This is a genomic window from Rhizobium sp. SG741 (assembly GCF_012275435.1).
In the GTDB taxonomy this organism is placed as follows: Bacteria; Pseudomonadota; Alphaproteobacteria; order Rhizobiales; family Rhizobiaceae; genus Rhizobium; species Rhizobium lusitanum.
Genome location: NZ_JAAZQP010000016.1, coordinates 18,669 through 42,795 on the forward strand (window position 1 = coordinate 18,669; position 24,127 = coordinate 42,795).

A 24,127-nucleotide genomic window follows, 5' to 3' on the forward strand; every position below is an offset into this window, starting at 1 on the left:
GACAGAAATCATGATTCTTTTCCCTGCTATCGACCTAAAAGACGGCCAATGCGTGCGCCTCAAGCTCGGCGACATGGAGCAGGCGACCGTCTACAATCCCGATCCGGCGGCTCAGGCGAAAGCCTTCGAGGACCAGGGCTTCGAGTGGCTGCATGTGGTCGATCTCAACGGCGCCTTCGCCGGCGAGACCGTCAACGGCGCTGCCGTCGACGCCATCCTCAAGGCAACGAAGAACCCGGTACAGCTCGGCGGCGGCATCCGCACCCTCGAGCATATGGAAAACTGGCTGTCGCGCGGTCTGACCCGCGTCATCCTCGGCACGGTCGCCGTGCGCGATCCGGCGCTTGTCGTGGAAGCCTGCAGGCAGTTTCCGGGCCATATCGCCGTCGGTATCGACGCCAAGGGCGGCAAGGTGGCAGTCGAGGGCTGGGCGGAAGCCTCCGAACTCGGCGTCATCGAGCTGGCGAAGCAATTCGAAGGCGCCGGCGTCGCCGCCATCATCTACACCGACATCGACCGCGACGGCATCCTCACCGGCATCAATTGGGCTTCGACACTGGAACTGGCCGAAGCTGTTTCCATCCCGGTCATTGCCTCCGGCGGATTGGCTTCGCTTGACGATATCCGCCGCATGATCGAGCCTGACGCCCGCAAACTGGAGGGTGCGATTTCCGGCCGCGCGCTCTATGATGGCCGCATCGACCCTAAGGAAGCACTGGCACTGATCAAGCAGGCCAGGGAGGCAGTGCAATGACCCTGAAAGCCCGCGTCATCCCCTGCCTCGACGTCAAGGACGGCCGCGTCGTCAAGGGTGTCAACTTCCTCAATCTCGTCGATGCCGGCGATCCCGTCGAGGCGGCCAAGGCCTATGATGCCGCCGGCGCCGACGAGCTCTGCTTTCTCGACATCACGGCCTCTTCCGACAATCGCGAAACCATCTTCGATGTGGTGGCGCGGACGGCGGAGCAATGCTTCATGCCGGTGACTGTCGGCGGCGGCGTGCGTTCCATCGCCGATATCCGCAAGCTGCTGCTCTGCGGCGCCGACAAGGTGTCGATCAATTCGGCAGCCGTCAATAATCCGGATTTCGTCGCCGAAGCGGCCGACAAGTTCGGCAACCAGTGCATCGTCGTCTCGATCGATGCCAAGCGGCGGCGAACCGAGGCGCTCGGCGGCGACAATATGAGCGCCTGGGAGATCTATACCCATGGCGGCCGCAACGCGACCGGCATCGACGCCGTCGATTTCGCGCGCCGGATGGTCGAGCGCGGCGCCGGCGAGCTTCTCGTCACTTCCATGGATCGCGACGGCACCAAGGTCGGCTACGATCTGGAGCTGACGCGGGCGATCGCGGATGCCGTGCGGGTGCCTGTTATCGCGTCCGGCGGCGTCGGCGACCTCGACGATCTCGTCGCCGGTGTCAAGGAAGGCCATGCGACGGCGGTGCTCGCCGCCTCGATCTTCCACTTCGGCACCTATTCGGTGGGCGAAGCAAAGCGCTACATGGCGGAGCGCGGCATTCCCATGCGGCTCGATTAGGAGGCAGCGAACCAATGAGCGGATTTACCCTCTCCGACCTCGAACGAATTGTCGAGGAACGTTCCAAGGCCTCGCCGGAGGAATCCTGGACCGCCAGGCTATGCGCCGCCGGCCAGCCGAAAGCCGCGAAGAAACTGGGCGAGGAAGCGATCGAGGCCGTGATGGCGGCGGTCACCAACGATCACGACAACCTCACCTATGAGGCCGCGGACTTGCTTTATCATCTTATGGTCGTATTGAAGATTGCAGGCATTCCGTTGCAGAATGTCATGGGTGAGCTCGAAAGGCGCACCGCACAATCCGGCCTTCAGGAGAAGGCGCGCCGGTAGAGAGCGATGACGATAGCAACCAAGACCCCGACTGCGCCCGAGACGCTCGATATTTTTCAGGCGAAAGCCTATTCGCCCTATTATTTCTTTTCTTCGGAAGAGTGGGCGAAATTCCGGGCCGACACACCGCTGACGCTGACCGCCGACGAAGTGACGCGGCTGCGCTCGATGGGCGACCCGATCGATCTCAACGAGGTCCGGCGCATCTATCTGTCGCTGTCGCGCCTTTTGTCCTCGCATGTGGAATCCTCGCAGATCCTGTTCGAGCAGCGCAACCGGTTCCTGAGCCTCTCGAATGTCGCCAAGACACCGTTCGTCATCGGCATTGCCGGCTCCGTCGCCGTCGGCAAGTCCACCACGGCCCGTATCCTCAAAGAACTGTTGCGCCGCTGGCCGTCGAGCCCGAAGGTCGACCTGATCACCACAGACGGCTTTCTCTATCCGAATGCGGAGCTGCAACGCCGCAACCTGATGCAGCGCAAGGGTTTTCCGGAAAGCTACGATACGGCAGCGCTGCTGCGATTCCTCTCGGCGATCAAGGCAGGACAGCCGGATGTGAAGGCGCCCTGCTATTCGCACCTCGTCTATGACGTGCTGCCGAATGAATTCAAGACGGTCGACCGTCCGGATATCCTGATCTTCGAAGGCATCAACGTGCTGCAATCGCGGCATCTGCCGGCCGACGGCAAGATCGTACCGATGGTTTCAGATTTCTTCGACTTCTCGATCTATATCGACGCCGACGAGGAGCTTATCCATACCTGGTATGTCGCCCGCTTCATGAAGCTGCGCGAAACCGCCTTCCGCGATCCCAATTCCTTCTTCCACCGCTACGCCTCGATCAGCGGCGAGGAGGCCCTGGCCATCGCCGAAGGGCTCTGGAAGAACATCAACCTGAAGAACCTGCGCCAGAACATCCTGCCGACCCGCCCGCGCGCCGACCTCATCCTGCAGAAGGGCAAGAACCATCTGATCGAACAGGTAGCGCTCAGGAAGCTTTGACGTTCAGGGATCAACCCGCCTTAAAGTCAGGTTTATCCGCCCGCCATTCTTCAGCAATGTCGACGTGGCCGGATAGATGCGGTCGACGCCATGGAAGCAGAGCCTGCCCTCGCCGCCGAGAACGACGATATCGCCACTGGAGAGCTTGAAAGATAGCGTGCGATCATTGCGGCTGAGACCGCCGACCCGGAAGAGGCAGCTGTTGCCCAGCGAGATCGACAGGACGGGTGCGGCCAGATCCTGCTCGTCGCGGTCCTGATGCAGCCCCATGCGGGCATCGTCGGCGTAGAAATTGACGAGGCAAGCCTGCGGCGGCTTTTCATAGCCAGCTATATCATTCCAGAGATCGAGCAATTGCGGCGGCATGGCCGGCCATGGTCGGCCGGTGACGGGATGCGTCGGCTGATAGCGATAGCCGCGCTGCTTGTCCGTCACCCAGCCGAGCGCACCGCAATTGGTCATGCGCACCGACATTTCCTTGCCTGTCCCGGGCATGGCGGGCGTGAACAGCGGCGCTTCGGCCACGATTGCGCGGATGGCCTCGACCAGGCCTTCCTGTTTGGGGCGATCGAGATAGTCGGGGAGATGGCGAATACCGTTGGGAAGCAGCATTGATGTTTTCCTGATGGTGCCGGCCACGTGAATGTGCCGTCGTCGCAGGCATGCAGCTGCCGCGAAATCAGATCGCCCGACAATCCGCATTCTAATCCCGCCAAACCAAAAGCGCAGCCCGAAAGCCGGCTTAATCGCCGCCAGGCTTGCCGCGCATCTTCTTGACTTCGGAGCGCCCGGATTTTTCCTTCAGCCGGCGCTCGATGGAACCCTTCGTCGGCTTGGTCTTCCTGCGCGGCGGCGGCGGCGGGGCCGCGGCTTCGAGGATCAGTTCCTTCAGACGTTCGCGGGCATCCTCGCGATTGCGATCCTGGCTGCGGAAACGGCTGGCCTCGATCATCAGCACGCCGTCCTTGGAGAGGCGCCGCCCGGCAAGCCTCGCCGCATTTGCCTTGACGCGCTCGTTGAGCGACGGCGAATTCTGGAGGCTGAAGAAAAGCTGGACCGCCGTTGCAACCTTGTTGACGTTCTGGCCGCCAGGACCGCCCGCCAGAACGAATTGTTCCGTCAGTTCCCAGCCGGCAAGGGTGATCCGGTCGTTGATATAAAGCGCTTCGCTGGCCATGGTTTTCTCCGCGCCTGTCTATCCCACATCGGAGCGCGGTTGAAAACTACTGCCGGGCAAAATGAAAACCCGGCGAACTGGTCGCCGGGTTTCACGTGAGTCATTCCCGTTCTGGATGTTTATTCTGCTGCGACGGGCATTCCCGGCGCCGCGTCGCGGACATTGCCGTCGACGTGATCCTCGAACTTGGCGAAGTTGGTGACGAACATCTGGACCAGCTTCTTGGCCTGCGCGTCATAGGCCTCGCCATCGGCCCAGGTGGAGCGGGGGTCGAGGATGGCCGTGTCGACGCCCTCGACGGCAACCGGCACCGCAAAGCCGAAATTCGGATCGATGCGGAATTCGACATTGTCGAGATCGCCCTTCAGTGCGGCGGCCAGCAGGGCACGCGTCGCCTTGATCGGCATGCGCCGTCCCGTGCCATAGGCGCCGCCGGTCCAGCCGGTATTGACCAGCCAGCAGCTGGCGCCGTGGCGGGCAATCAGTTCCTTGAGCAGATTGCCGTATTCGGCCGGATGGCGCGGCATGAAGGGAGCGCCGAAGCAGGTCGAGAACGTGGCTTCCGGCTCGACGACGCCCTTCTCCGTGCCGGCGACCTTGGCGGTGTAACCGGAGAGAAAGTGGTACATCGCCTGTTCCGGCGTCAGCCTGGCGATCGGCGGCATGACGCCGAAGGCATCGGCCGTCAGCATGATGATCGTCTCGGGATGGCCTGTTAAGCCGGATTCCGAGGCGTTCGGGATGAAATGCAGCGGATAGGCGCTGCGGGTATTCTCCGTCAGCGAACCATCGTCGAGATCCGGGCGGCCATGCTCGTCCAACACGACATTTTCCAGCACCGTGCCGAAGCGGCGGGTCGTGGCGTAGATTTCCGGCTCGGCCTCGGCCGACAGGCGAATGGTCTTGGCGTAGCAGCCGCCTTCGAAGTTGAAGATGCCGTTTTCGCCCCAACCATGCTCGTCGTCGCCGATGAGCGTGCGCGTCGGATCGGCTGAGAGCGTCGTCTTGCCGGTGCCCGACAGACCAAAGAAGATCGCGGCGTCGCCATCAGGGCCGACATTGGCCGAGCAGTGCATCGGCATGACGCCGCGTTCCGGCAGCAGATAGTTCAGCGCGGTGAAGACCGATTTCTTCATTTCGCCGGCATAGGACGTGCCGCCGATCAGAACGATGCCGTTGACCAGATCGCAGGCAATCACCGTTTCCGTGCGGCAGCCGTAACGCTCCGGATCGGCGCGGAAGCTCGGCAGGTCGATGATCGTCAGCCTGGGCACGAAGCTTTCGAGCGCCGAACGTTCGGGGCGGATCAACAGGTTGCGGATGAACAGCGAATGCCAAGCGAATTCCGTGATGACACGCGTCGGCAGGGCGTAGTCGCGATCGGCGCCACCGATGAGATCCTGGACGAACAGGTCCTTGCCATGCGCATGCGCCAGCATGTCTTCCTGCAACAGCGCGAAGTGCTCCGGCGACATCGGCTTGTTGTTGTCCCACCAGATCTGATCTTCGGTGGTGGCGTCGCGCACGACGAACTTGTCCTTCGGAGAACGGCCGGTGTGCTGCCCGGTCAGCGCCCTCAGCACACCATCGGCGGTGAGATCAGCTTCGCGGCGGCGAATCGCCTCTTCATAGAGGTGGGCCTCCATGAGGTTATAGCGCACGCTGGCGGCGGCTCCCAGGCCGATCGTTCCCAGTTCGGTTGCGGGATTACGGACGCCGAATTGCTCCATCACTTTTTTCCTCAACAAGGCCTTGGCCGTTAGAACTTTCTAAAGCGTAGAGACGTCTTTTTAAAAGCACAAGAGCAAAAAACAAAAAATCTTTAATGATATCAGTTATTTAATCGATTTAAATAAACTTCGATAATTTTAAATCGTTTGAATTGACAACACCGGGACGTTTCGTCGCACAACCTTTGAGCAAGCGCGTCGCGGTTCGACAATCCACCCCTTTATCTTTGCCACAATTTGTTCCACCTTTATCCCCATAAGCGCGCCAGGTTACCGCCGACCGAGCTGGCAAACCGCCTGGGCTGGATTCCAAATCCGGGAGACGCGCACTGATGACGGAGACGAATACCATGTTGACAATCGCGCTCGTTGACGACGACCGCAATATCCTGACTTCCGTGTCGATTGCCTTGGAAGCAGAGGGATATAAGGTAGAGACCTATACGGACGGCGCGTCCGCGCTCGATGGTCTGCTCGCCCGGCCGCCGCAGCTGGCGATCTTCGATATCAAGATGCCGCGCATGGATGGCATGGAACTTCTGCGCCGCCTGCGGCAGAAGTCCGATATACCGGTGATCTTCCTCACCTCGAAGGATGAGGAGATCGACGAACTCTTCGGCCTGAAGATGGGCGCCGACGACTTCATCACCAAGCCTTTCTCGCAGCGCCTGCTGGTCGAGCGCGTCAAGGCGGTGCTCCGCCGCGCTTCCGCCCGCGAGGCCGCGAACGCAGCTGGCGGCAGCGCAGCCGCCAAGCCGGGTGCCACGCAGCAGGCCCGCTCGCTGGAGCGCGGCCAGCTCGTCATGGACCAGGAGCGGCATACCTGCACCTGGAAGGGCGAGCCGGTGACGCTGACCGTCACGGAATTCCTGATCCTGCATTCCCTGGCGCAGCGCCCCGGCGTCGTGAAGAGCCGCGACGCTCTGATGGATGCCGCCTACGACGAGCAGGTCTATGTCGACGACCGCACGATCGACAGCCACATCAAGCGGCTCCGCAAGAAATTCAAGATGGTCGATCTCGATTTTGATATGATCGAGACGCTGTATGGCGTCGGCTACCGCTTCCGCGAAGCTGCCTAGAGCCGGATGATTTTAGGTCGGATCGACCTAAAATCTGAATCCGCTCCGGAATCAGAAATAGGGCATGACGTCGTCCGAAATCCCCTCACACCTTTCGGCATCATGCCCGAATAGTTAACTGGACCATACAGCGGGCAATGGAATAAGAGCATGCGGACGGGACCGCGATCCCGTTCTTCGAAAGGGCCATTGGATTGGCACAGCTGGTGCAGGACAGAGATATAGATGACGCGGAAAGCCCGAGCGGCGCTCGACCTGCGCGCCGCCGATGGACTCATCCGTTCACGCTGATCCGCCGTATCTTCGGCAATGCCGTCTTTTCGAGCCTGACGCGGCGCATCCTGTTCTTCAATCTTGCCGCCCTTGTCGTTCTTGTCGGCGGCATTCTCTACCTCAACCAGTTCCGGGAAGGCCTGATCGACGCGCGCGTCGAGAGCCTGCTGACCCAGGGCGAAATCATCGCCGGTGCCGTTTCCGCCTCGGCATCGGTCGATACCAATTCTATCACCATCGATCCGCAGAAGCTGCTCGAGCTGCAGGCCGGCCAGAGCATTACGCCTGTTCCGAACGACGAGGACCTGGAATTCCCGATCGATCCGGAAAAGGTGGCGCCGGTGCTGACCCGGCTGATCTCGCCGACACGCACCCGCGCCCGCATCTTCGACGCCGATGCCAATCTGCTGCTCGACAGCCGCCACCTCTATTCCCGCGGCCAGGTGCTACGCTATGACCTGCCGCCTGTTGACGACGAGAAGCAGAGCTGGTCGGACTGGTTCAGCGGGTTGCTGAACAAGATGCTGCAGCCGGGCAACCTGCCTGTTTACAAGGAAGCGCCCGGAGGCGACGGTTCGATCTATCCGGAAGTCATGAACGCACTGACCGGCGTGCGCGGCGCCGTCGTCCGCACCACGGAAAAGGGCGAGCTGATCGTCTCGGTCGCAGTGCCCATCCAGCGTTTCCGGGCTGTGCTCGGCGTGCTTTTGCTCTCGACCCAAGCCGGCGACATCGACAAGATCGTCCATGCCGAGCGCCTGGCGATCATGCGCGTCTTCGGCGTTGCGACGCTGGTCAACGTCGTCCTGTCGCTGCTTCTGTCGTCAACCATAGCCAATCCGCTGCGCCGGCTCTCGGCCGCCGCCATTCGCGTGCGCCGCGGCGGGGCGAAGGAGCGCGAGGAAATTCCCGATTTCTCCGCCCGCCAGGACGAGATCGGCAACCTATCGATCGCGCTGCGCGACATGACGTCGGCGCTCTACGACCGCATCGACGCGATCGAAAGTTTTGCCGCCGATGTCAGCCACGAGCTGAAGAACCCGCTGACATCCCTGCGCAGCGCCGTCGAGACGCTGCCGCTGGCCAAGAGCGACGATTCCAAGAAGCGGCTGATGGATGTGATCCAGCATGATGTGCGCCGCCTCGACAGGCTGATCAGCGATATCTCCGACGCCTCGCGTCTCGACGCTGAACTCGCCCGCTCGGATGAAAAATCGCTCGATCTGGAAGTGCTGCTGCGCGACATGATCGATATTTCCCGCCAGGTCGGACACAGCAAGAGGGCAGTCGAGATTGAGTATTTGGTCGACCGCAAGCCGGCCAACAAGGCGAAGTTCACCGTCGTCGGTCACGACTTGCGTATCGGCCAGATTGTCACCAATCTCATCGAAAACGCTCGATCCTTCGTCCCGAACGGCACCGGGAAGATCACGGTGAGGCTGACGCGCACGAGGACGCGCTGCGTCATCTACATCGAGGACAATGGCCCCGGCATCCAGGCAGAGGACATCGACCGCATCTTCGAACGTTTCTATACCGACCGGCCGGATTCGGAGGAGTTCGGGCAGAATTCGGGTCTCGGCCTGTCGATCAGCCGGCAGATTGCCGAGGCGCATGGCGGATCGCTCCGCGCAGAGAACATTATCGACACTGACGGCACAACGCTGCTGGGGGCCCGCTTCATCCTGTCTCTGCCCGCCGAGACGCCGGCATGAGCGGCCGCATGACCGTCGAAGCAGCCAATATTCACGCGACAGCGATCGTCATCGGCAAGACCGGCCTATTGTTCCTGGGGCCTTCGGGCAGCGGCAAATCCTCGCTCGCCTTTTCATGTCTGACAGCCGCCAAGCCGCTCGGGCTCGCCGCAGCGCTGGTCGCCGACGACCGGGTGTTGATCACAGAGCACGATGGTTCCATTTTCGCCGAATGCCCGCCTTCGATCGCCGGCCTGATGGAAATCCGCTACACCGGCATTGTTCGCCTGCCTTATGTTCAGAAGGCCGAAATGCACTTCGCCATCCGTCCGGTCGATCCAGCGACGGCGGAAAGGCTGCCTCCCGAGGACGACCAGATAAACGTGACCGGCTCCATCCGGCTGCCGCTGGTCCGCCTGTCTGCCAACTCGGTGAATCCGCTCCCAACAATTATGGCGAAAATCGCTTCCAGTTTGGAATAATCGGCCTTTTAAGCCTTCACAGGCGTTCAAATCCTGTATTTTAAGCTTGCACTTCGTCTTTTCATCGCCAAGATGTCCCCCCAACTGGTGGACGACATTGCTGCATTGCGATATTGGCCACCTGTTTGCGTAATGCGATGGGAGCAGTAATATCATGATCGGACTTGTGCTTGTCACTCATGGCAAGCTAGCTGAAGAGTTTCGGCATGCGGTCGAGCATGTCGTTGGTCCGCAGAAGTTCATAGAAACGGTATCCATTGGTCCCGAAGACGACATGGACAAGCGGCGACAGGATATCCTGCAAGCCGTCGCCGGCGCGGATGATGGCCACGGCGTCATCATCTTGACCGACATGTTCGGCGGCACGCCCTCCAATCTTGCAATTTCCGTCATGAATAGCGGCCATACCGAGGTCATCGCCGGCGTCAATCTGCCGATGCTTATCAAGCTTGCAGGCGTGCGCGGCGACAACAACATGGAGAAGGCTCTGGTTGAAGCTTCGGAGGCCGGACGCAAATACATCAACGTAGCCAGCCGTGTGCTCAGCGGCAAATGACGGACAGCACCGCCTCTATGACCGAGCTTTCCAGGGAACTCCTGATCATCAATAAGCGAGGCCTCCACGCCCGCGCCTCCGCCAAATTCGTCCAGACCGTCGAAGCCTATGACGCCGCCATCACCGTTTCCAAGGACGGGACGACTGTCGGCGGCAATTCGATCATGGGCCTGATGATGCTGGCGGCCAGCCCCGGCTGCAGCGTGCTGGTGACGGCGAGCGGCAATCAGGCCGCCGAAGCGCTCGAGGCGCTGGACCTGCTTGTGGCCAACAAGTTCGGCGAGGAAATCTAAGTTTTCCTCTTGGCTGCCGCCAGGATATAAAGACATAAAGACTTCTTTATATCATTATTGATTTCCAGCCTGAAGCCTGCTACACGGCATCATCCCACACGCTGTCAGCGTGCAATTCTTGTTGCATTCGGCCGAGGCGTTTTGCCCACGGCGCGGTTGCATCGTTCAGGCTGGAGATCTTCATGAGCACTGAAAAGGACTACGTCGTCGCGGATATCGGCCTTGCCGACTTCGGTCGCAAGGAAATCACGATCGCCGAAACCGAAATGCCGGGCCTGATGGCCTGCCGCGCCGAGTTCGGCGAAACGAAGCCGCTGAAGGGCGCGCGCATCACCGGCTCGCTACACATGACGATTCAAACAGCCGTTCTCATCGAGACGCTGGTGGCGCTCGGCGCCGAGGTTCGCTGGGCATCCTGCAACATCTTTTCGACCCAGGACCATGCCGCTGCAGCGATTGCTGCTTCCGGCGTGCCGGTCTTCGCCATCAAGGGCGAAAGCCTCGAGGACTACTGGATCTACACCGATAAGATCTTCCAGTGGACCGATGGCGGCCTGTCCAACATGATCCTCGACGACGGCGGCGACGCCACCATGTACATCCTGCTCGGCGCCCGCGCCGAAGCCGGCGAGGACGTGCTCTCCAACCCGCATTCCGAAGAAGAGGAAATCCTCTTCGCGCAGATCAAGAAGCGCCTTCAGGCTTCGCCGGGCTGGTTCACCAAGCAGCGCGACGCCATCAAGGGCGTAACCGAAGAAACCACCACGGGCGTCAACCGCCTCTATCAGCTCAGCCAGAAGGGCCTGCTGCCCTTCCCGGCGATCAACGTCAACGACTCGGTCACCAAGTCGAAGTTCGACAACAAGTACGGCTGCAAGGAATCGCTGGTTGACGGCATCCGCCGCGCAACCGACGTCATGATGGCCGGCAAGGTCGCTGTCGTCTGCGGCTATGGCGACGTCGGCAAGGGCTCTGCCGCTTCGCTTTCCGGCGCCGGCGCCCGCGTCAAGGTTACGGAAGTCGATCCGATCTGCGCGCTCCAGGCTGCGATGGACGGTTACGAAGTCGTTCAGCTCGAAGACGTCGTCTCCAGCGCCGACATCTTCATCTCCACGACCGGCAACAAGGACGTCATCCGCATCGACCATATGCGCGCGATGAAGGACATGGCGATCGTCGGCAACATCGGCCACTTCGACAACGAAATCCAGGTTGCCGCTCTGCGTAACCTGAAGTGGACGAACGTCAAGCCGCAGGTCGACCTGATCGAGTTCGCCAAGGGCAACCGCATCATCCTCTTGTCGGAAGGCCGCCTGCTGAACCTCGGCAACGCCACCGGCCATCCGTCCTTCGTCATGTCCGCTTCCTTCACCAACCAGACGCTGGCGCAGATCGAGCTCTTCACCAAGCCCGGTCAGTATCAGAATCAGGTCTACGTGCTGCCGAAGCACCTCGACGAAAAGGTCGCCCGCCTGCATCTCGCCAAGCTCGGCGTAAAATTGACCGAGCTTTCGGACGAGCAGGCCGCGTATATCGGCGTCACGACCCAAGGTCCTTTCAAGTCCGACCACTACAGATACTGATTTTAAGATCAATATCCACAACATCTTGTGGCCCCGGCATTGACAAATGCCGGGGCTTATTTTTTGGCCAGCTCCCTTCCCGCAGATTCCCTTAGGCAGTATTGTTTTTGAACTTGATTCGTGACGAACCGGCGCGCCCGGAGCCATGAAAATGGGATGTCTTGTCAGGATGCGGCACAGTAGAGCCGGATGATGTTGGGTCGGCTCGACCTAACATCTGAATCCGCTCTCCAATCAAATAAGTAGAGCATGATGTCATCCGAAAACCGCTTAGACTTTTCGGCATCTTGCTCTGAAGGACGGAGACAGACCTCTTATGTCTGAAGGGGAAGACAACTTGCATCAGCCAGCGCTACGCGGAGCGGCAGCGTGGTTGCGGCAGGGCGGTGCATATATGTTTTTACCGCGGACGAAGCGAGGGAATGACAAGGGTCGGCTGGCCTCGCTGACCCGTCTGTTGCGGCTCAGCGTGTTCGGCGGCCTCGTTACCGGCCTGGCGGGTCCTGTTCTCGCGCAGAGCAACATCGCGTCGCAGGCGACCGTGCGCCTCTTCACCTCTTCCGAAATGGCTGTTTTTTCCATCATCATCGGCGTCATTTCCGCCGCTCTGCTGTCGACCGTGTGGATGGTCCGGCAGCGTGGCAATCTGGAAAACGAAAGCCGCGAGATCCGCACGGCGCTGTCCGATGCCAATCAACGCATTTCCCAGTATCAGGCGCTGATCGCCGACAAGAACCGCCGTATCGTCATCTGGGATGGCCAGAATGCGCGCCCGGAGCTACTCGGCCAACTCCCGGTCGAGACCGGCGCGCCCCAGGACAACGAATTCCTTGCTTTCGGCCGCTGGCTGAAGTCGTGGTCGGCCGGCGAGCTGGACAAGGCGATCGACAAGCTGCGCGGCAACGGCCAGAGCTTCGACATGGTGGTCGAGACCAACCGCGACGAGATCCTAGAAGCGCAGGGCCGCATTTCCGGCGGCCGCGCCTTCGTTCGCTTCATCGCGCTCAACAATCTGCGCGCCGAACTGGCCGAGCTGAAGATCGAGCGCGACCGGCTGATGACGTCGATCTCCGCCTTCCAGAATCTGCTCGACGCCATCGACCTGCCGGTCTGGCAGCGCGATGCCGAAGGCAAGCTGACCTGGATCAACCAGGCCTATGGCGAAGCTGTTGAAGCCGTCTCGACGGAAGAAGCCATCCGCGAGGGGCGCGAATTCCTGACGACCGTGGCCCGCGAGCGCATTCGCGCTTCGGCGACCCCGGAATCGCCCTTTCACGACAAGATTTCGACGGTCGTACACGGCAACCGCACGTTCTTCGACGTCATCGACGTAAAGTCTCCGAGCGGCTCCGCCGGCATCGCCATCGACGTTTCCGAGGCGGAAGCGGTCCGGGCCGAGCTGGCGCGTACGCTGAAGAGCCATGCCGAGACGCTCGATCATCTGGCGACGCCGGTTGCGATCTTCGACGGCGACAGACGGCTGCAGTTCTACAATCAGGCTTTCGTCCAGCTCTGGGAGCTCGACATCGCCTTCCTCGAGAAGCGACCCGACAATAGCGAGATCCTGGACCGGCTGCGCGGCGCCAAGAAGCTGCCCGAGCAGCTGAACTGGAAGACATGGAAGGACGGCGTCCTTTCGGTCTATCGCGCGCTCGATACGCAGAGCGACCTCTGGCACCTGCCCAATGGCCAGATTCTGAGGGTTTTCGCCACGGCGCATCCCCAGGGCGGCGCCACGTGGGTGTTCGAGAACCTGACCGAGCAGGTCGACCTTGAGACGCGCTACAATACGCTGGTCAAGGTGCAGGGCGAGACCATCGACCACCTATCCGAAGGCGTCGCCGTCTTCGGGCCCGATGGCCGTATCCGCCTTTCAAACCCGGCCTTCCGCATTCTGTGGAACATCACGGAGGCGCAGGCCAAGCCCGGCACGCATATCCAGGCGCTGGCCGAGGCCTGCACGCCCTCCTACGACCGACCGGACGGCTGGAAGCGCTTTGCCGAGCAGATCACCAGCTTCGATGACGAGCGGCCGTCGTCGCAGGGGACGCTGGAGCTCTATTCAAATCTGGTGCTCGACTACGCCGTCATTCCGCTGCCGAATGCGCAGACCATGCTGACCTTCGTCAACAAGACGGACAGCGTGCGCGCCGAACGGGCACTGACCGAGAAGAACGAGGCGTTGCTGAAGGCTGACGAACTGAAGAACGACTTCGTCCAGCATGTCTCCTACGAACTGCGCTCGCCGCTGACCAACATCATCGGCTTCACCGATCTCCTGAAGACGCCCGGCATCGGCTCGCTGAACGATCGGCAGGCCGAATATATCGACCATATCTCCACCTCGTCGTCGGTGCTGCTGACGCTGGTCAACGATATTCTCGACCTGGCGACGGTCGATGCCGGCATCATGCGGCTGAACTATTCCGAGATCGTGCTCAGCGATCTTCTAGACGAAGTATCGATGCAGATTGCCGACCGGCTGCAGGAAAGCGGCGTGACGCTGGAAATCACCGTGCCCGCCCATCTCGGCTCCATTGTCGCCGACCAGCAGCGGCTGAAGCAGATTTTGCTCAAGCTTCTGACCAATGCCGCCAATTTCGCGCCCGAAGGATCAACCATCGCGCTGACATGCGGACGCGAAGGCACGGACTTCGTCTTCTCGGTCGCGGACAACGGCCCCGGCATATCGGAAGATCTGATCCACACGGTCTTCAACCGCTTCGCTTCCAACGGCAAGGGCGGCAAGCGCAGCGGCGCGGGCCTTGGCCTTTCCATCGTGGAAAGCTTTGTCAGCCTGCATGACGGCCAGGTCTCGATCGAAAGCGAGCCAGGCAAGGGAACGAAGGTGACCTGCCGTATTCCGTCCGCCGGACTGCCCCACTCCGTCGCAGCAGAATGACAGCAACCGACACCAGCATCTCCCTCTTCCTCGCAGATGATACGGCCACCGCCCAGCTTGGGGAGGATCTGGCGCTGGCGTTGAAGGCAGGCGACTGCGTGGCGCTTTCCGGCGACCTCGGCGCAGGCAAATCATCGCTCGCACGCGCGCTGCTGCGTGCCATGGCCGATGACGCGGAACTCGACGTACCAAGCCCGACCTTTACGCTCGTGCAGTCCTATGAGCTGCGCATCCCCGTCTCCCATTTTGACCTTTATCGCCTTGGCGATCCCAGCGAATTGATGGAACTCGGCTTCGACGAAGCGCTGCAGACTGGCATCTGCCTCGTCGAATGGCCTGAAATGGCGGAAAGCGAGCTGCCGAAAGAGCGCATCGTAATCAAACTGGAACATGAGGGTGAAGGACGGCGCGCGACGATCATGGCGCCGGCCAGGCAAATGGCGCGCATCCGGCGCGTGCTGGCGATACGCGCCTTTCTCGATGCCAACGGCTATGCAGGCGCCCGGCGCCGCTTCCTGACCGGGGACGCCTCGCTGCGGGCCTATGAGTCCATCTATCCGCGTGGCGAGGGCAGCCGTGTGATCCTGATGGATTGGCCGCCACTGCCGGAGGGACCGGCGGTGCTCGATGGCAAGCCCTATCCGAAGGTCGCGCATCTCGCCGAGAATGCCTATCCCTTCGTGGCTCTCGCCGACATTCTCCGCGAGAACGGCTTTGCCACACCCGAAATCTTCTCCGTCGACTACGAGCAAGGCATCCTGCTGATCGAGGATCTCGGCACCGATGGCGTGCTCGACGAGCATGGCAGGCCCATTGCCGAGCGCTATCGCGCCAGCGTCGCGTGCCTCGCACATCTGCACAGCCTTGTCATTCCCCACGATATTCCGGTGACGCCGGATCATACCCATCACATTCCGGATTTCGACCGGACCGCCATGAAGATGGAAGCGCGGCTGCTTCTCGACTGGCATCTGCCCTGGAAACGCGGCACCCCGGCCAGCGACGCCGAACGCGCCGATTATCTGGCGATCTGGGATCAGCTCATCGACCAGCTTGATGACGCGGAAAAAAACCTGCTGCTGCGCGACATGCATTCGCCCAACATCATCTGGCGGGCGGCGGAAAAGGGCATTCAGCGCATCGGTCTCATCGATTTCCAGGACGCGATGATCGGGCCTACGTCCTATGATCTCGCCTCGCTCGTGCAGGATGCGCGCGTGACGATCGAGCGCGATCTGCACGATCAGCTGATATCGGACTACCTCGCACTTCGGCATGCCCAAGGCGGCTTCGACGAGGCCAAGTTCCTGAAAAGCTGGGCCATCATGTCGGCGCAGCGCAACTGCAAGCTCGCCGGCCTCTGGGTGCGGCTGCTGCAGCGTGACGGCAAACCCGGCTACCTCAAGCACATGCCGCGCACCCTCGCCTATCTCGCCATCGCCTTCGAGCATGAGGCGCTGGCTCCCTTGCGCGAATGGTGCGAGAAAGCCGGTATCGGCAGGGCATAGCAACCGAAGACCCGGCGACGGCTTTCCGGCCTTGTGCTAAAGGAAAGCAAGCGACCGAATCACGAGTTCGAGACGAGATGACCATCAAGCAAGCCATGGTATTGGCCGCGGGGCTCGGAACCCGCATGCGGCCGATCACCGACACCATCCCGAAGCCGCTGGTGAAGATCGCCGGCAAGTCGATGATCGATTACGCACTGGACGCATTGGCCGAAGCCGGCGTCGAGCGTGCAGTCGTCAATGTGCATCACCATGCCGACCAGATGGAAGCGCATCTGCGCAGCTATCGCGGGCTCGAGATCCTGATCTCAGACGAGCGGGACGCGCTGATGAACAACGGCGGCGGCCTGGTCAAAGGCTTCAAGCTGCTGAGCCGCGACCCGGTTTTCGTGATGAATGCAGATCTGTTCTGGATCGGCGAACGGCCAGGCGAACCGACAAACCTTGAGCGTTTAGCCGGATTCTACGACGCCTCCCGCATGGACATGGCCATGCTCTGCGTCGAGCTGGAAAAAACGACGGGCCATAACGGCAAGAACGATTTCAGCATGGCTGAAGACGGCCGGCTCCGGCGCTATCGAGACGCGCCGCATGACGGCGTCGTCTATGCCGGCGCCATCGCGATGGATCCGTCGCTCCTCGACGACGCACCGGATGACGCCTTCAACATCAATATATACTTCGACAAGGCCATTGCCCGCGGCCGGCTCTACGGTACGATGCTCGAAGGACACTGGCTGACTGTGGGGACACCCGAGGCGGTCGGCGAGGCGGAGGAAACGATCCGGACTTTCCGGGCGTTTGCGTGAGGCCCATGGCAGGCGGCCACCGTCAACGCATCCTGACGATCCCGACAGGCCTGCCCTTCCTGAAGACCCTTGCGGCCGCTCTCTGCGACGGCCGGCTGACCGAGCATTTCCGCCATGATCCGAACGATCCGCTGTCGCTCGCCAAGGTCACCATCTTCCTGCCGACACGGCGCGCGGCGCGTGTCCTGCGCTCGGAATTCGTCGATCTGCTCGGCGGCCGTTCCGCCATCCTGCCGGTCATTCGCCCGCTCGGCGAAACCGATGACGACAGCGGCTATTTCGAGGAAACCCTGCCTGATACGGCCGATCTGGCGCAGCCGCTTGCCAATACGGCGCGGCTTCTGGAGCTGGCGCGGCTGATCCTTGCCTGGCGCAACAAGCTGCCGCAGATCGTGCGCGACATCCATTCCGATTCACCGCTCGTCGCCCCCGCAAGCCCGGCCGATGCCATATGGCTGGCGCGCAATCTCGCCGAGCTTATCGATTCGCTTGAGACCGAGGATCGGGACTGGAGCGAGCTTGCCAGTCTCAACGCCGAAGAGCATGCGCTCTGGTGGCAGCTGACGGCCGAATTTTTGGCGATCGCCAGCGCCTTCTGGCCGGCGCGCCTCGAAGAGCTCGGCAAGTCCTCCGCCGCCCGCAATCGCAATGCCATCCTTCGCGCCGAAGCACAGCGGATTGCCGCGACGCAGCATCCGGGACCGGTGATCGTCGCGGGTTCGACCGGCTCGGTGCCGGCAACTGCGGAGCTGATCGCGGCCGTCGCCTCGTTGCCGCAGGGGGTGATCGTCCTGCCCGGACTCGATCTTTCGATGCCGGAAGAGCACTGGCAGCTCGTCGCGCCGGAAACAGTCGCCGGCGAAAGGCCCGATCCGACCACGCGCAGCCATCCGCAATACGGCCTTTCATTGCTGCTGAAGCGCTTGCATGCCACCCGTCACGATGTCGAAACCGTTGCCGAGGCGGCGGAGAGCATGCAGATGCGGGCGCAGATCCTGTCGCGCGCTTTGGCGCCGGCAGAGGCGACGAGCGGCTGGGGAAGCTGGCACAAGACGCTTGCTCCTGATGCCATAGCCAGCGCTTTCACCGATGTCGCCCTGATCGAGGCGGCAAACGAGCGCGAGGAAGCGACGGCAATCGCCATCGCATTGCGACTGGCGCTGGAGAAGCCGGGACGCAATGGCGGCGAAAGCCAGGCCGCCTTGATCACGCCCGACCGCAACCTCGCAAGGCGCGTGACCGCAGAACTATCCCGTTTCGGCATCACCGCCGACGATTCGGCCGGCACGCCGCTTTCGGCCATGCCGCAAGGCACGCTGCTGCAATTGCTGCTCGAAGCGACGCTCCGCCCTGGCGATCCCGTCTCCATCGTCTCGCTGCTCAAGCATCCCCTCGCCCGCTTCGGCTTGCCGTCGCAGACGCACCGGCTCGGCGTCGACGCGCTGGAAATCCTGGCGCTCAGGGGCGGAGTCACCCATGTCGATATCGGCACGCTGGAGGCGCTGCTCGATATCAGGCTCGCCGAACAGGCGAACGACCGCCACGCGCCGCAATGGCGCAAATCGCTTCCCCCCGAATCCGTGGAGCATGCACGCGAGCTGGCGAGTAGGGTCACCAGGGCATGTGAGCCGCTTGTGACGGCACTCTCCTTGCAGACGGCCGACGGCTTACCTACCCTTTCGGAATGGGCCGAGCGCACCGGCCGGACGCTCGAAGCCGTCGCGACCGACGAGCGCGGTGATCTGGCGGCGCTTTGGTCCGGGGAAGCCGGAGATACGCTCGCCAGCCTGCTGAAGGAAGTCATCGATACCGAAGGCCAGCTCGAGGCGGACGGGCCGCAATGGATCGACATCATGACGGCCCTCTGCGTGGGACAGGCGGTGAAGCCGCGGGCTCTCAGCCACCCGCGCCTTTTCATTTTCGGCACGCTTGAAGCGCGCCTGCAGAGCGTCGACACACTGATCCTCGGCGGCTTGAATGAAGGCTCATGGCCCGGACAGACGGCGAACAATCCCTTCATCTCGCGCACGATGAAGACGGAGATCGGCCTTGAGCCGCCGGAACGGCGCATCGGCCAGCTTGCCCACGATTTCGAAATGGCAAACGGCACCCGTGATCTCATCTATTCGCGCGCTCTGCGCCAGGGTTCGACGCCGACGGTCGCCTCCCGGTGGCTGCAGCGGCTGATCGCGCTCGGCGGCGAAGACCTTGAAAGCACATTGAAGGCACGCGGCGATCAATACCGCCATTGGGCAGGCCTGATCGACGAAGGCGACAATCAGGCCCCGGCATTGCGGCCGGCGCCGAAGCCGCCCGCTGAACTGCAGCCGAAAAGCTATTCCTTCAGCGAGGTCGGCCGCCTGCGTCGCGACCCCTATGCCATCTATGCGCGGCGCGTGCTGCGGCTCGATCCGGTCGATCCGTTCAATCGCGATCCCGGCCCGGCCGAGCGCGGCACGCTCTATCACAAGATCATCGACCGCTTCGTTCGTGAAGGCCACATTGCCGGCACGCCGGATGCGACGCTGGCTATGGATCGCATCATCGCTGAGCTGTTCGATGCACAGCGGCTGCCTGACCATATCGACAGCGTCTGGCGGCCGCGCTTCCGCGAAGTGGCCCGCGCCTTTCTCTCCTGGGAAGCGGAACGACGGCCGGAGGTTCGCAAGACGGCGACGGAAGTGCCGGCCGGTGTCGAAATCGGGCCCATCGGCGTCAGGCTGACTGGCGTCGCCGACCGCATCGACATCAAGAGCGACAAGGCGGCCGATATCATCGACTACAAGACCGGCTACAATCCCTCGCCGCCGCAGGCCCGCGCGCTGCTCGACCCGCAGCTGGCGCTGGAGGCCTATGCGCTCAGACAGGGTGCCTTCCGCAATATCGGCGCGATGGTTCCCGAAAACCTGCTTTACGTGCGGCTGCGGCCGGGCGATCGTTTCAAGGTCGATCAGGTCAACAACGAACATTCCAGCCGCGGCAGCAAGACGGAAACAAAGTCGGCTATGGACCTGGCGCAGGAAGCGATGGACCAGTTCGTCAAATTCGTTTCGCTGCTGCAATCCGGCGAGAAGGGCTTCTCCTCGCGGCTGATCCCCGCCCAGCAGTTCGAATATGGCGGCGATTACGATCACCTCGCCCGCGTTTCGGAATGGTCGACGGCAGAAAGCGAACAGGAAGGCGGCGGCGATGAGTGAGCTTTCCGCCAGCGAACCAGCCGGCCTGCCCGACAGCGACGACCCCGGCGTCTGGATCAGCTGGACGACGATCCAGCAATCCATCGCCTCGGACCCCGAACGCTCGGCCTGGGTTTCGGCCAATGCCGGCTCGGGCAAGACGCATGTGCTCACCCAGCGCGTCATCCGCCTGCTGCTATCTGGCGCCCGGCCCTCGGCCATCCTCTGCCTCACCTATACCAAGGCCGCCGCTTCCGAAATGTCGAACCGCGTCTTTGACCGGCTGGCAACTTGGGCGACGATGCCGGACGAGGAGTTGAAAACGCGCATCGCCGATATCGAGGGCGCGGAACCGGATATCTTCAAGCTTGCCGAGGCGCGTCGGCTCTTTGCCAAGGCGCTGGAGACGCCGGGCGGGTTGAAGATCCAGACGATCCATGCCTTTTGCGAGGCCTTGCTGCATCAATTCCCGCTCGAGGCGAATGTCGCCGGGCATTTCTCCGTTCTCGACGACCGTGCGGCGGCGACCCTACTCGAGGATGCGCGCCGCGCGCTGCTGGCCTCCGCGACGCCGCACGGCGATGCCGAGCTGGCACAAGCCTTTGCCTATGTGCTCGATCTCGGCGATGAATCGGGCCTGGAAACGCTGCTCGGCGATATCGTCGCCAAACGCAACGCCATCCGCCGCTTTACCGAAGCGGCGGAGCGACAGGGCGGCCTTGAAGCGACGCTGCTGGCGCGGCTCGGACTTTCCGCCGACGACACGGAAGCCGGCATTGCGGAACAGTACTGGCCGCTTCCCGGCCTCTTCGGTGCGACGCTGGAGCTCTATCTCACGCTCGCCGATCAGAAGGGCGGTGCAAAAGCACAGGAGATCGCTTATGCGCTGCGCCTCGCCAAACGTGAAGCGGATGCTATCGCCCGCGCCGAGATACTCGAAAAGGTCATGCTGACCGCGAAAGGCGAACCGAAATCGGACAGCCAGTTTTTTGTGAAGGCGATGCTGGCGGACGCTCCGGCACTTTCCGATGCAGTGGCGGCGGCACGCGCTCATGTCGTTGCCTGCCGCGACCGGCTGAAACTGATGCGGATGTACCGGGCGACCCGCGCTGCCCTTATCCTCGCCGACCGGCTGAACCGAGACTATGAGGAGCTGAAGAAGCGGCGCAGCCAGCTCGATTTCGAGGATCTCATCACCCGCACGGCGGACCTTCTCAACAAGAAGGGCGTCGGGCCATGGATTCACTATAAGCTGGATAAGGGTATCGATCACATCCTTGTCGATGAGGCACAGGATACCAGCCCGATCCAGTGGAGCGTCATCCAGTCGCTAGCGGAGGATTTCTTCGCCGGCGAAAGCGCGCGGCCGACGCTGCGGACGATCTTTGCCGTCGGCGACGAGAAGCAATCGATCTATTCGTTCCAAGGCGCGCGGCCGGAGCGCTTTTCCGAGGAAAGCGATCGCACCCGCCGACGGGTGGATGCCAGCGGCCTGCGGTTCTCGTCGATTCGGCTGCCGCTGTCCTTCCGCTCGACGGCCGATGTGCTCGGCGCCGTCGACCATATCTTCACCAGCCCGGAGAACGCTAGGGGGCTCAGCGCCGTCAACGAGCCGGTGGTGCACCGCTCCAGCCGCATCGGCCATCCCGGCGCCGTCGATCTCTGGGAGATGATCGCGCCGGAACCGGCTGCCAAGGAGGAGGACTGGACGGCACCTTTCGATTCGACGCCGGAAAGCGCACCGCCCGCCATCCTGGCGCGGCGGATGGCGCAGACGATCGGCAACCTCATCGGGCGAGAGACGATTATCGAGAAAGGCAAGGCCCGCTTCATCGAAGCCGGCGACATTCTCGTGCTGGTGCGCAAGCGCGACAGTTTCGTCAACGCGCTGACCCGCGCCCTGAAACGGCGCGGCAACATTCCCGTCGCCGGTGCCGACCGGCTGGTGTTGACCAGCCATATCGCCATTCAGGATCTCCTGGCGCTCGGCCGCTTCCTGCTGTTGCCGGAAGACGATCTTTCGCTTTGCGCCCTGCTGAAAAGCCCGTTGTTCGACCTCAGCGAAGAGGATGTCTTCGCGGTCGCGGCCTATCGTGATGACCACGAGAGCGTCTGGAGCCATCTGCAACGGTTCGCCGAAGACGGCCATGACCGCTTTAGCCGGGCCGTCGAACAGCTGAAGACCTTCCTTGCTTTGTCGAAAAGCCTGGCGGTGCATGACTTCTACGCTCGCGTGCTCGGCAGCTTCGGCGGCCGGCGGCAGTTTCTGGCGCGGCTCGGCACCGAGGTCAGCGACATCCTCGACGAATTCCTGACCTTCGCGCTGGATCACGAGACGGGCGGCCTGCCCGGCCTGCAATCCTTCATCTCGACGCTGGAACTGGAAGCACCAACCGTCAAGCGCGAGCAGGACAAGGGCCGCAACGAAGTGCGGATCATGACGGTGCATGCCTCGAAGGGGCTGGAGGCGCCGATCGTGTTCCTCGTCGACGGCGGCGGCAAGGCCTTTACCCATACGCATCTGCCGAAGATGCGGCTGATCGAAACCGGCAAGGACCAGATCCCGCTGCCGGTCTGGGTGCCGGTCTCCGCGCTTGCCAATTCGCTGACGCAGGCCGATACGGCGCGGCTGCAGTCGCTGACCGAGGAAGAATATCGTCGCCTGCTCTATGTCGGCATGACGCGCGCTGCCGACCGGCTGATCATCTGCGGCTACCGCGGCATCCGCGAAAACAGCGATACATGGCACGCGATGATTTCGGCGGCGCTGCGCCAGGACGAGCAGCATTGTACGTTGCGGACTTTCTCCGGCGCTGATGGTGACTGGCAGGGCTTGAGCTGGCGAATTGCGCAAGTGAAGCTCGATTTCGAAATCATGCCGGAGCCGGAGAAACTGATGGAGCGGGCGGGCTTGCCTGCGGGACTCAGCCGACCGCTGCCGCCGCAGAGGAACCTTCCCCGGCCGCTCAGCCCCTCTGGGGTCGGCACCGTCATCGACGATGAGGCCGACAATCTGCTCGTCACTTCGGCGCTTTTCGGCGAGAAGGCGAAGTCCGACCACGCTCTGCAGAAGGGCCGCTTCATCCACCGCATGCTGCAGACACTGCCTGATATCGCGCCGGAGGATCGCGCCGACGCGGCGCGGCGCTACGCCGAGCGCGCCGCGCGCTTCTGGCCCCAGGCCGAGCGGGAAGCATTGATCGGCTCCGTCATGGCGCTACTCTCGCACCCGGACCTGCAAGGCACCTTCAGCGCGCATGCCCAGGCCGAAGTCTCGATCATGGGCACGTTGACGCTCGGCAGCCAGTCCTATGCCGTCTCGGGCCGCATCGACCGTCTGGCGGTACTCGACGACCGCATCGTCATCCTGGACTACAAGACGAATCGCGTGCCCCCGGGCAGTGAGCGGGACATTCCCTTCGCGCACAAAGCGCAGCTTGCTATCTACCGCTCCATCCTTTCGCCGCTCTATCCGGGAAAACGCGTCGATTGCCTGCTGGTCTATACCGAAAACGCTTCGATCTATACGCTGTCCGACGACGCCCTTGCATTGGCGCTTGCGGAGCTCCAGACAAAGTGAAATATCGGACATTGAAATTCAGGCGCCGCCCCCTCACATACATAGCAACCGCAAATCCTGGTAAAGGAGCAGCCTATGGCTACCGTTAAAGTCGATACTTCCAACTTCACTGCTGAAGTCCTGCAGTCCGCAGAGCCCGTCGTCGTTGATTTCTGGGCCGAATGGTGCGGTCCGTGCAAGATGATCGCTCCGGCTTTGGAAGAGCTCGCCGTACAGTTTGAAGGCAAGGTCAAGGTCGCCAAGCTCAATATCGACGAAAATCCGGAACTGGCCGCCCAGTTCGGCGTTCGCTCGATCCCGACGCTTGCCATGTTCAAGGGCGGCGAAGTGGCTGACATCAAGGTCGGCGCCGCTCCGAAGACCGCCCTGCAGAGCTGGATTTCCAGCGCATCCTGATAGGTATCGACTGAAT

The 24,127-nt window shown here is 62.1% G+C and carries 19 protein-coding genes; 16 read left to right on the forward strand and 3 right to left on the reverse strand.

From position 1 onward, the window contains the following. Positions 1-10: 10 nt before the first annotated feature. From hisA to coaA, 4 genes are read left to right on the forward strand one after another with little or no spacing between them, the layout of a single operon-like run. Positions 11-754, forward strand: coding sequence for a 1-(5-phosphoribosyl)-5-[(5-phosphoribosylamino)methylideneamino]imidazole-4-carboxamide isomerase (gene hisA / locus FHT29_RS29655; RefSeq protein WP_037195518.1), 744 nt, complete (start codon positions 11-13; stop codon positions 752-754). Further along, a complete protein-coding gene (hisF, locus tag FHT29_RS29660; protein ID WP_037195520.1) occupies positions 751-1,539 on the forward strand; it encodes an imidazole glycerol phosphate synthase subunit HisF in 789 nt (262 codons plus the stop codon). The genes hisA and hisF overlap by 4 nt, the downstream gene beginning before the upstream one ends. A 14-nt stretch (positions 1,540-1,553) precedes the next feature. Continuing rightward, positions 1,554-1,868 carry a phosphoribosyl-ATP diphosphatase gene (locus tag FHT29_RS29665; RefSeq protein ID WP_047559314.1) on the forward strand — a complete coding sequence of 105 codons (315 nt, stop codon included), beginning with the start codon at positions 1,554-1,556 and terminating at the stop codon, positions 1,866-1,868. Positions 1,869-1,874: 6 nt separating this feature from the next. Then, the gene (coaA, locus tag FHT29_RS29670) at positions 1,875-2,870 is read left to right on the forward strand and encodes a type I pantothenate kinase (RefSeq protein WP_037195524.1); all 996 of its coding nucleotides are present in this window, start codon (positions 1,875-1,877) and stop codon (positions 2,868-2,870) included. A 3-nt stretch (positions 2,871-2,873) separates the two neighbouring features. On the opposite strand, the gene FHT29_RS29675 is transcribed toward coaA, so the two are convergent. The 3 genes from FHT29_RS29675 to FHT29_RS29685 all read right to left on the reverse strand — a co-directional run bounded on the left by FHT29_RS29675 (position 2,874) and on the right by FHT29_RS29685 (position 5,777). Next, positions 2,874-3,482: an alpha-ketoglutarate-dependent dioxygenase AlkB gene (locus FHT29_RS29675; RefSeq protein WP_047559318.1), complete on the reverse strand. Its 609-nt coding sequence runs from the start codon at positions 3,480-3,482 to the stop codon at positions 2,874-2,876. Positions 3,483-3,612: 130 nt separating this feature from the next. Continuing rightward, on the reverse strand, positions 3,613-4,047 hold the full coding sequence (gene arfB / locus FHT29_RS29680) for an alternative ribosome rescue aminoacyl-tRNA hydrolase ArfB (RefSeq protein WP_047559325.1): 435 nt from the start codon (positions 4,045-4,047) through the stop codon (positions 3,613-3,615). A gap of 119 nt (positions 4,048-4,166) precedes the next feature. Next, positions 4,167-5,777: a phosphoenolpyruvate carboxykinase gene (locus FHT29_RS29685; RefSeq protein WP_047559327.1), complete on the reverse strand. Its 1,611-nt coding sequence runs from the start codon at positions 5,775-5,777 to the stop codon at positions 4,167-4,169. Between the two features lie 350 nt (positions 5,778-6,127). On the opposite strand from FHT29_RS29685, the gene FHT29_RS29690 reads away from it, so the two are divergent. The 12 genes from FHT29_RS29690 (at position 6,128) to trxA (ending at position 24,111) form a co-directional block, all read left to right on the forward strand. After that, a complete protein-coding gene (locus FHT29_RS29690; protein ID WP_197072741.1) occupies positions 6,128-6,859 on the forward strand; it encodes a response regulator transcription factor in 732 nt (243 codons plus the stop codon). A gap of 194 nt (positions 6,860-7,053) precedes the next feature. Then, entirely contained in the window at positions 7,054-8,847 is a 1,794-nt protein-coding gene (locus FHT29_RS29695) for a sensor histidine kinase (protein ID WP_037195535.1), read from the forward strand. Between the two features lie 8 nt (positions 8,848-8,855). Next, positions 8,856-9,308, forward strand: a complete 453-nt coding sequence (locus FHT29_RS29700) for an HPr kinase/phosphorylase (RefSeq protein WP_168600813.1) — start codon at positions 8,856-8,858, stop codon at positions 9,306-9,308. A 154-nt stretch (positions 9,309-9,462) separates the two neighbouring features. After that, positions 9,463-9,864 (forward strand): PTS sugar transporter subunit IIA, encoded by a 402-nt coding sequence (locus FHT29_RS29705; protein ID WP_034481375.1) that lies wholly within the window; start codon positions 9,463-9,465, stop codon positions 9,862-9,864. Between the two features lie 17 nt (positions 9,865-9,881). Further along, entirely contained in the window at positions 9,882-10,157 is a 276-nt protein-coding gene (locus FHT29_RS29710) for an HPr family phosphocarrier protein (RefSeq protein ID WP_037195537.1), read from the forward strand. Between the two features lie 182 nt (positions 10,158-10,339). Then, on the forward strand, positions 10,340-11,740 hold the full coding sequence (ahcY, locus tag FHT29_RS29715) for an adenosylhomocysteinase (protein WP_037195540.1): 1,401 nt from the start codon (positions 10,340-10,342) through the stop codon (positions 11,738-11,740). A gap of 316 nt (positions 11,741-12,056) precedes the next feature. Continuing rightward, positions 12,057-14,642: a PAS domain-containing sensor histidine kinase gene (locus FHT29_RS29720; protein WP_037195542.1), complete on the forward strand. Its 2,586-nt coding sequence runs from the start codon at positions 12,057-12,059 to the stop codon at positions 14,640-14,642. Then, positions 14,639-16,150, forward strand: coding sequence for a tRNA (adenosine(37)-N6)-threonylcarbamoyltransferase complex ATPase subunit type 1 TsaE (tsaE, locus tag FHT29_RS29725; protein WP_168600814.1), 1,512 nt, complete (start codon positions 14,639-14,641; stop codon positions 16,148-16,150). The genes FHT29_RS29720 and tsaE overlap by 4 nt, the downstream gene beginning before the upstream one ends. A gap of 77 nt (positions 16,151-16,227) precedes the next feature. Beyond that, positions 16,228-16,959, forward strand: coding sequence for a nucleotidyltransferase family protein (locus tag FHT29_RS29730; RefSeq protein ID WP_168600815.1), 732 nt, complete (start codon positions 16,228-16,230; stop codon positions 16,957-16,959). Positions 16,960-16,964: 5 nt separating this feature from the next. Next, entirely contained in the window at positions 16,965-20,156 is a 3,192-nt protein-coding gene (addB, locus tag FHT29_RS29735) for a double-strand break repair protein AddB (RefSeq protein ID WP_168600816.1), read from the forward strand. Beyond that, positions 20,149-23,715, forward strand: a complete 3,567-nt coding sequence (gene addA, locus FHT29_RS29740) for a double-strand break repair helicase AddA (RefSeq protein WP_168600817.1) — start codon at positions 20,149-20,151, stop codon at positions 23,713-23,715. Before addB ends, addA begins: the two co-directional genes overlap by 8 nt. A 75-nt stretch (positions 23,716-23,790) precedes the next feature. Further along, positions 23,791-24,111 (forward strand): thioredoxin, encoded by a 321-nt coding sequence (gene trxA / locus FHT29_RS29745; protein ID WP_037195551.1) that lies wholly within the window; start codon positions 23,791-23,793, stop codon positions 24,109-24,111. Positions 24,112-24,127: the final 16 nt, after the last annotated feature.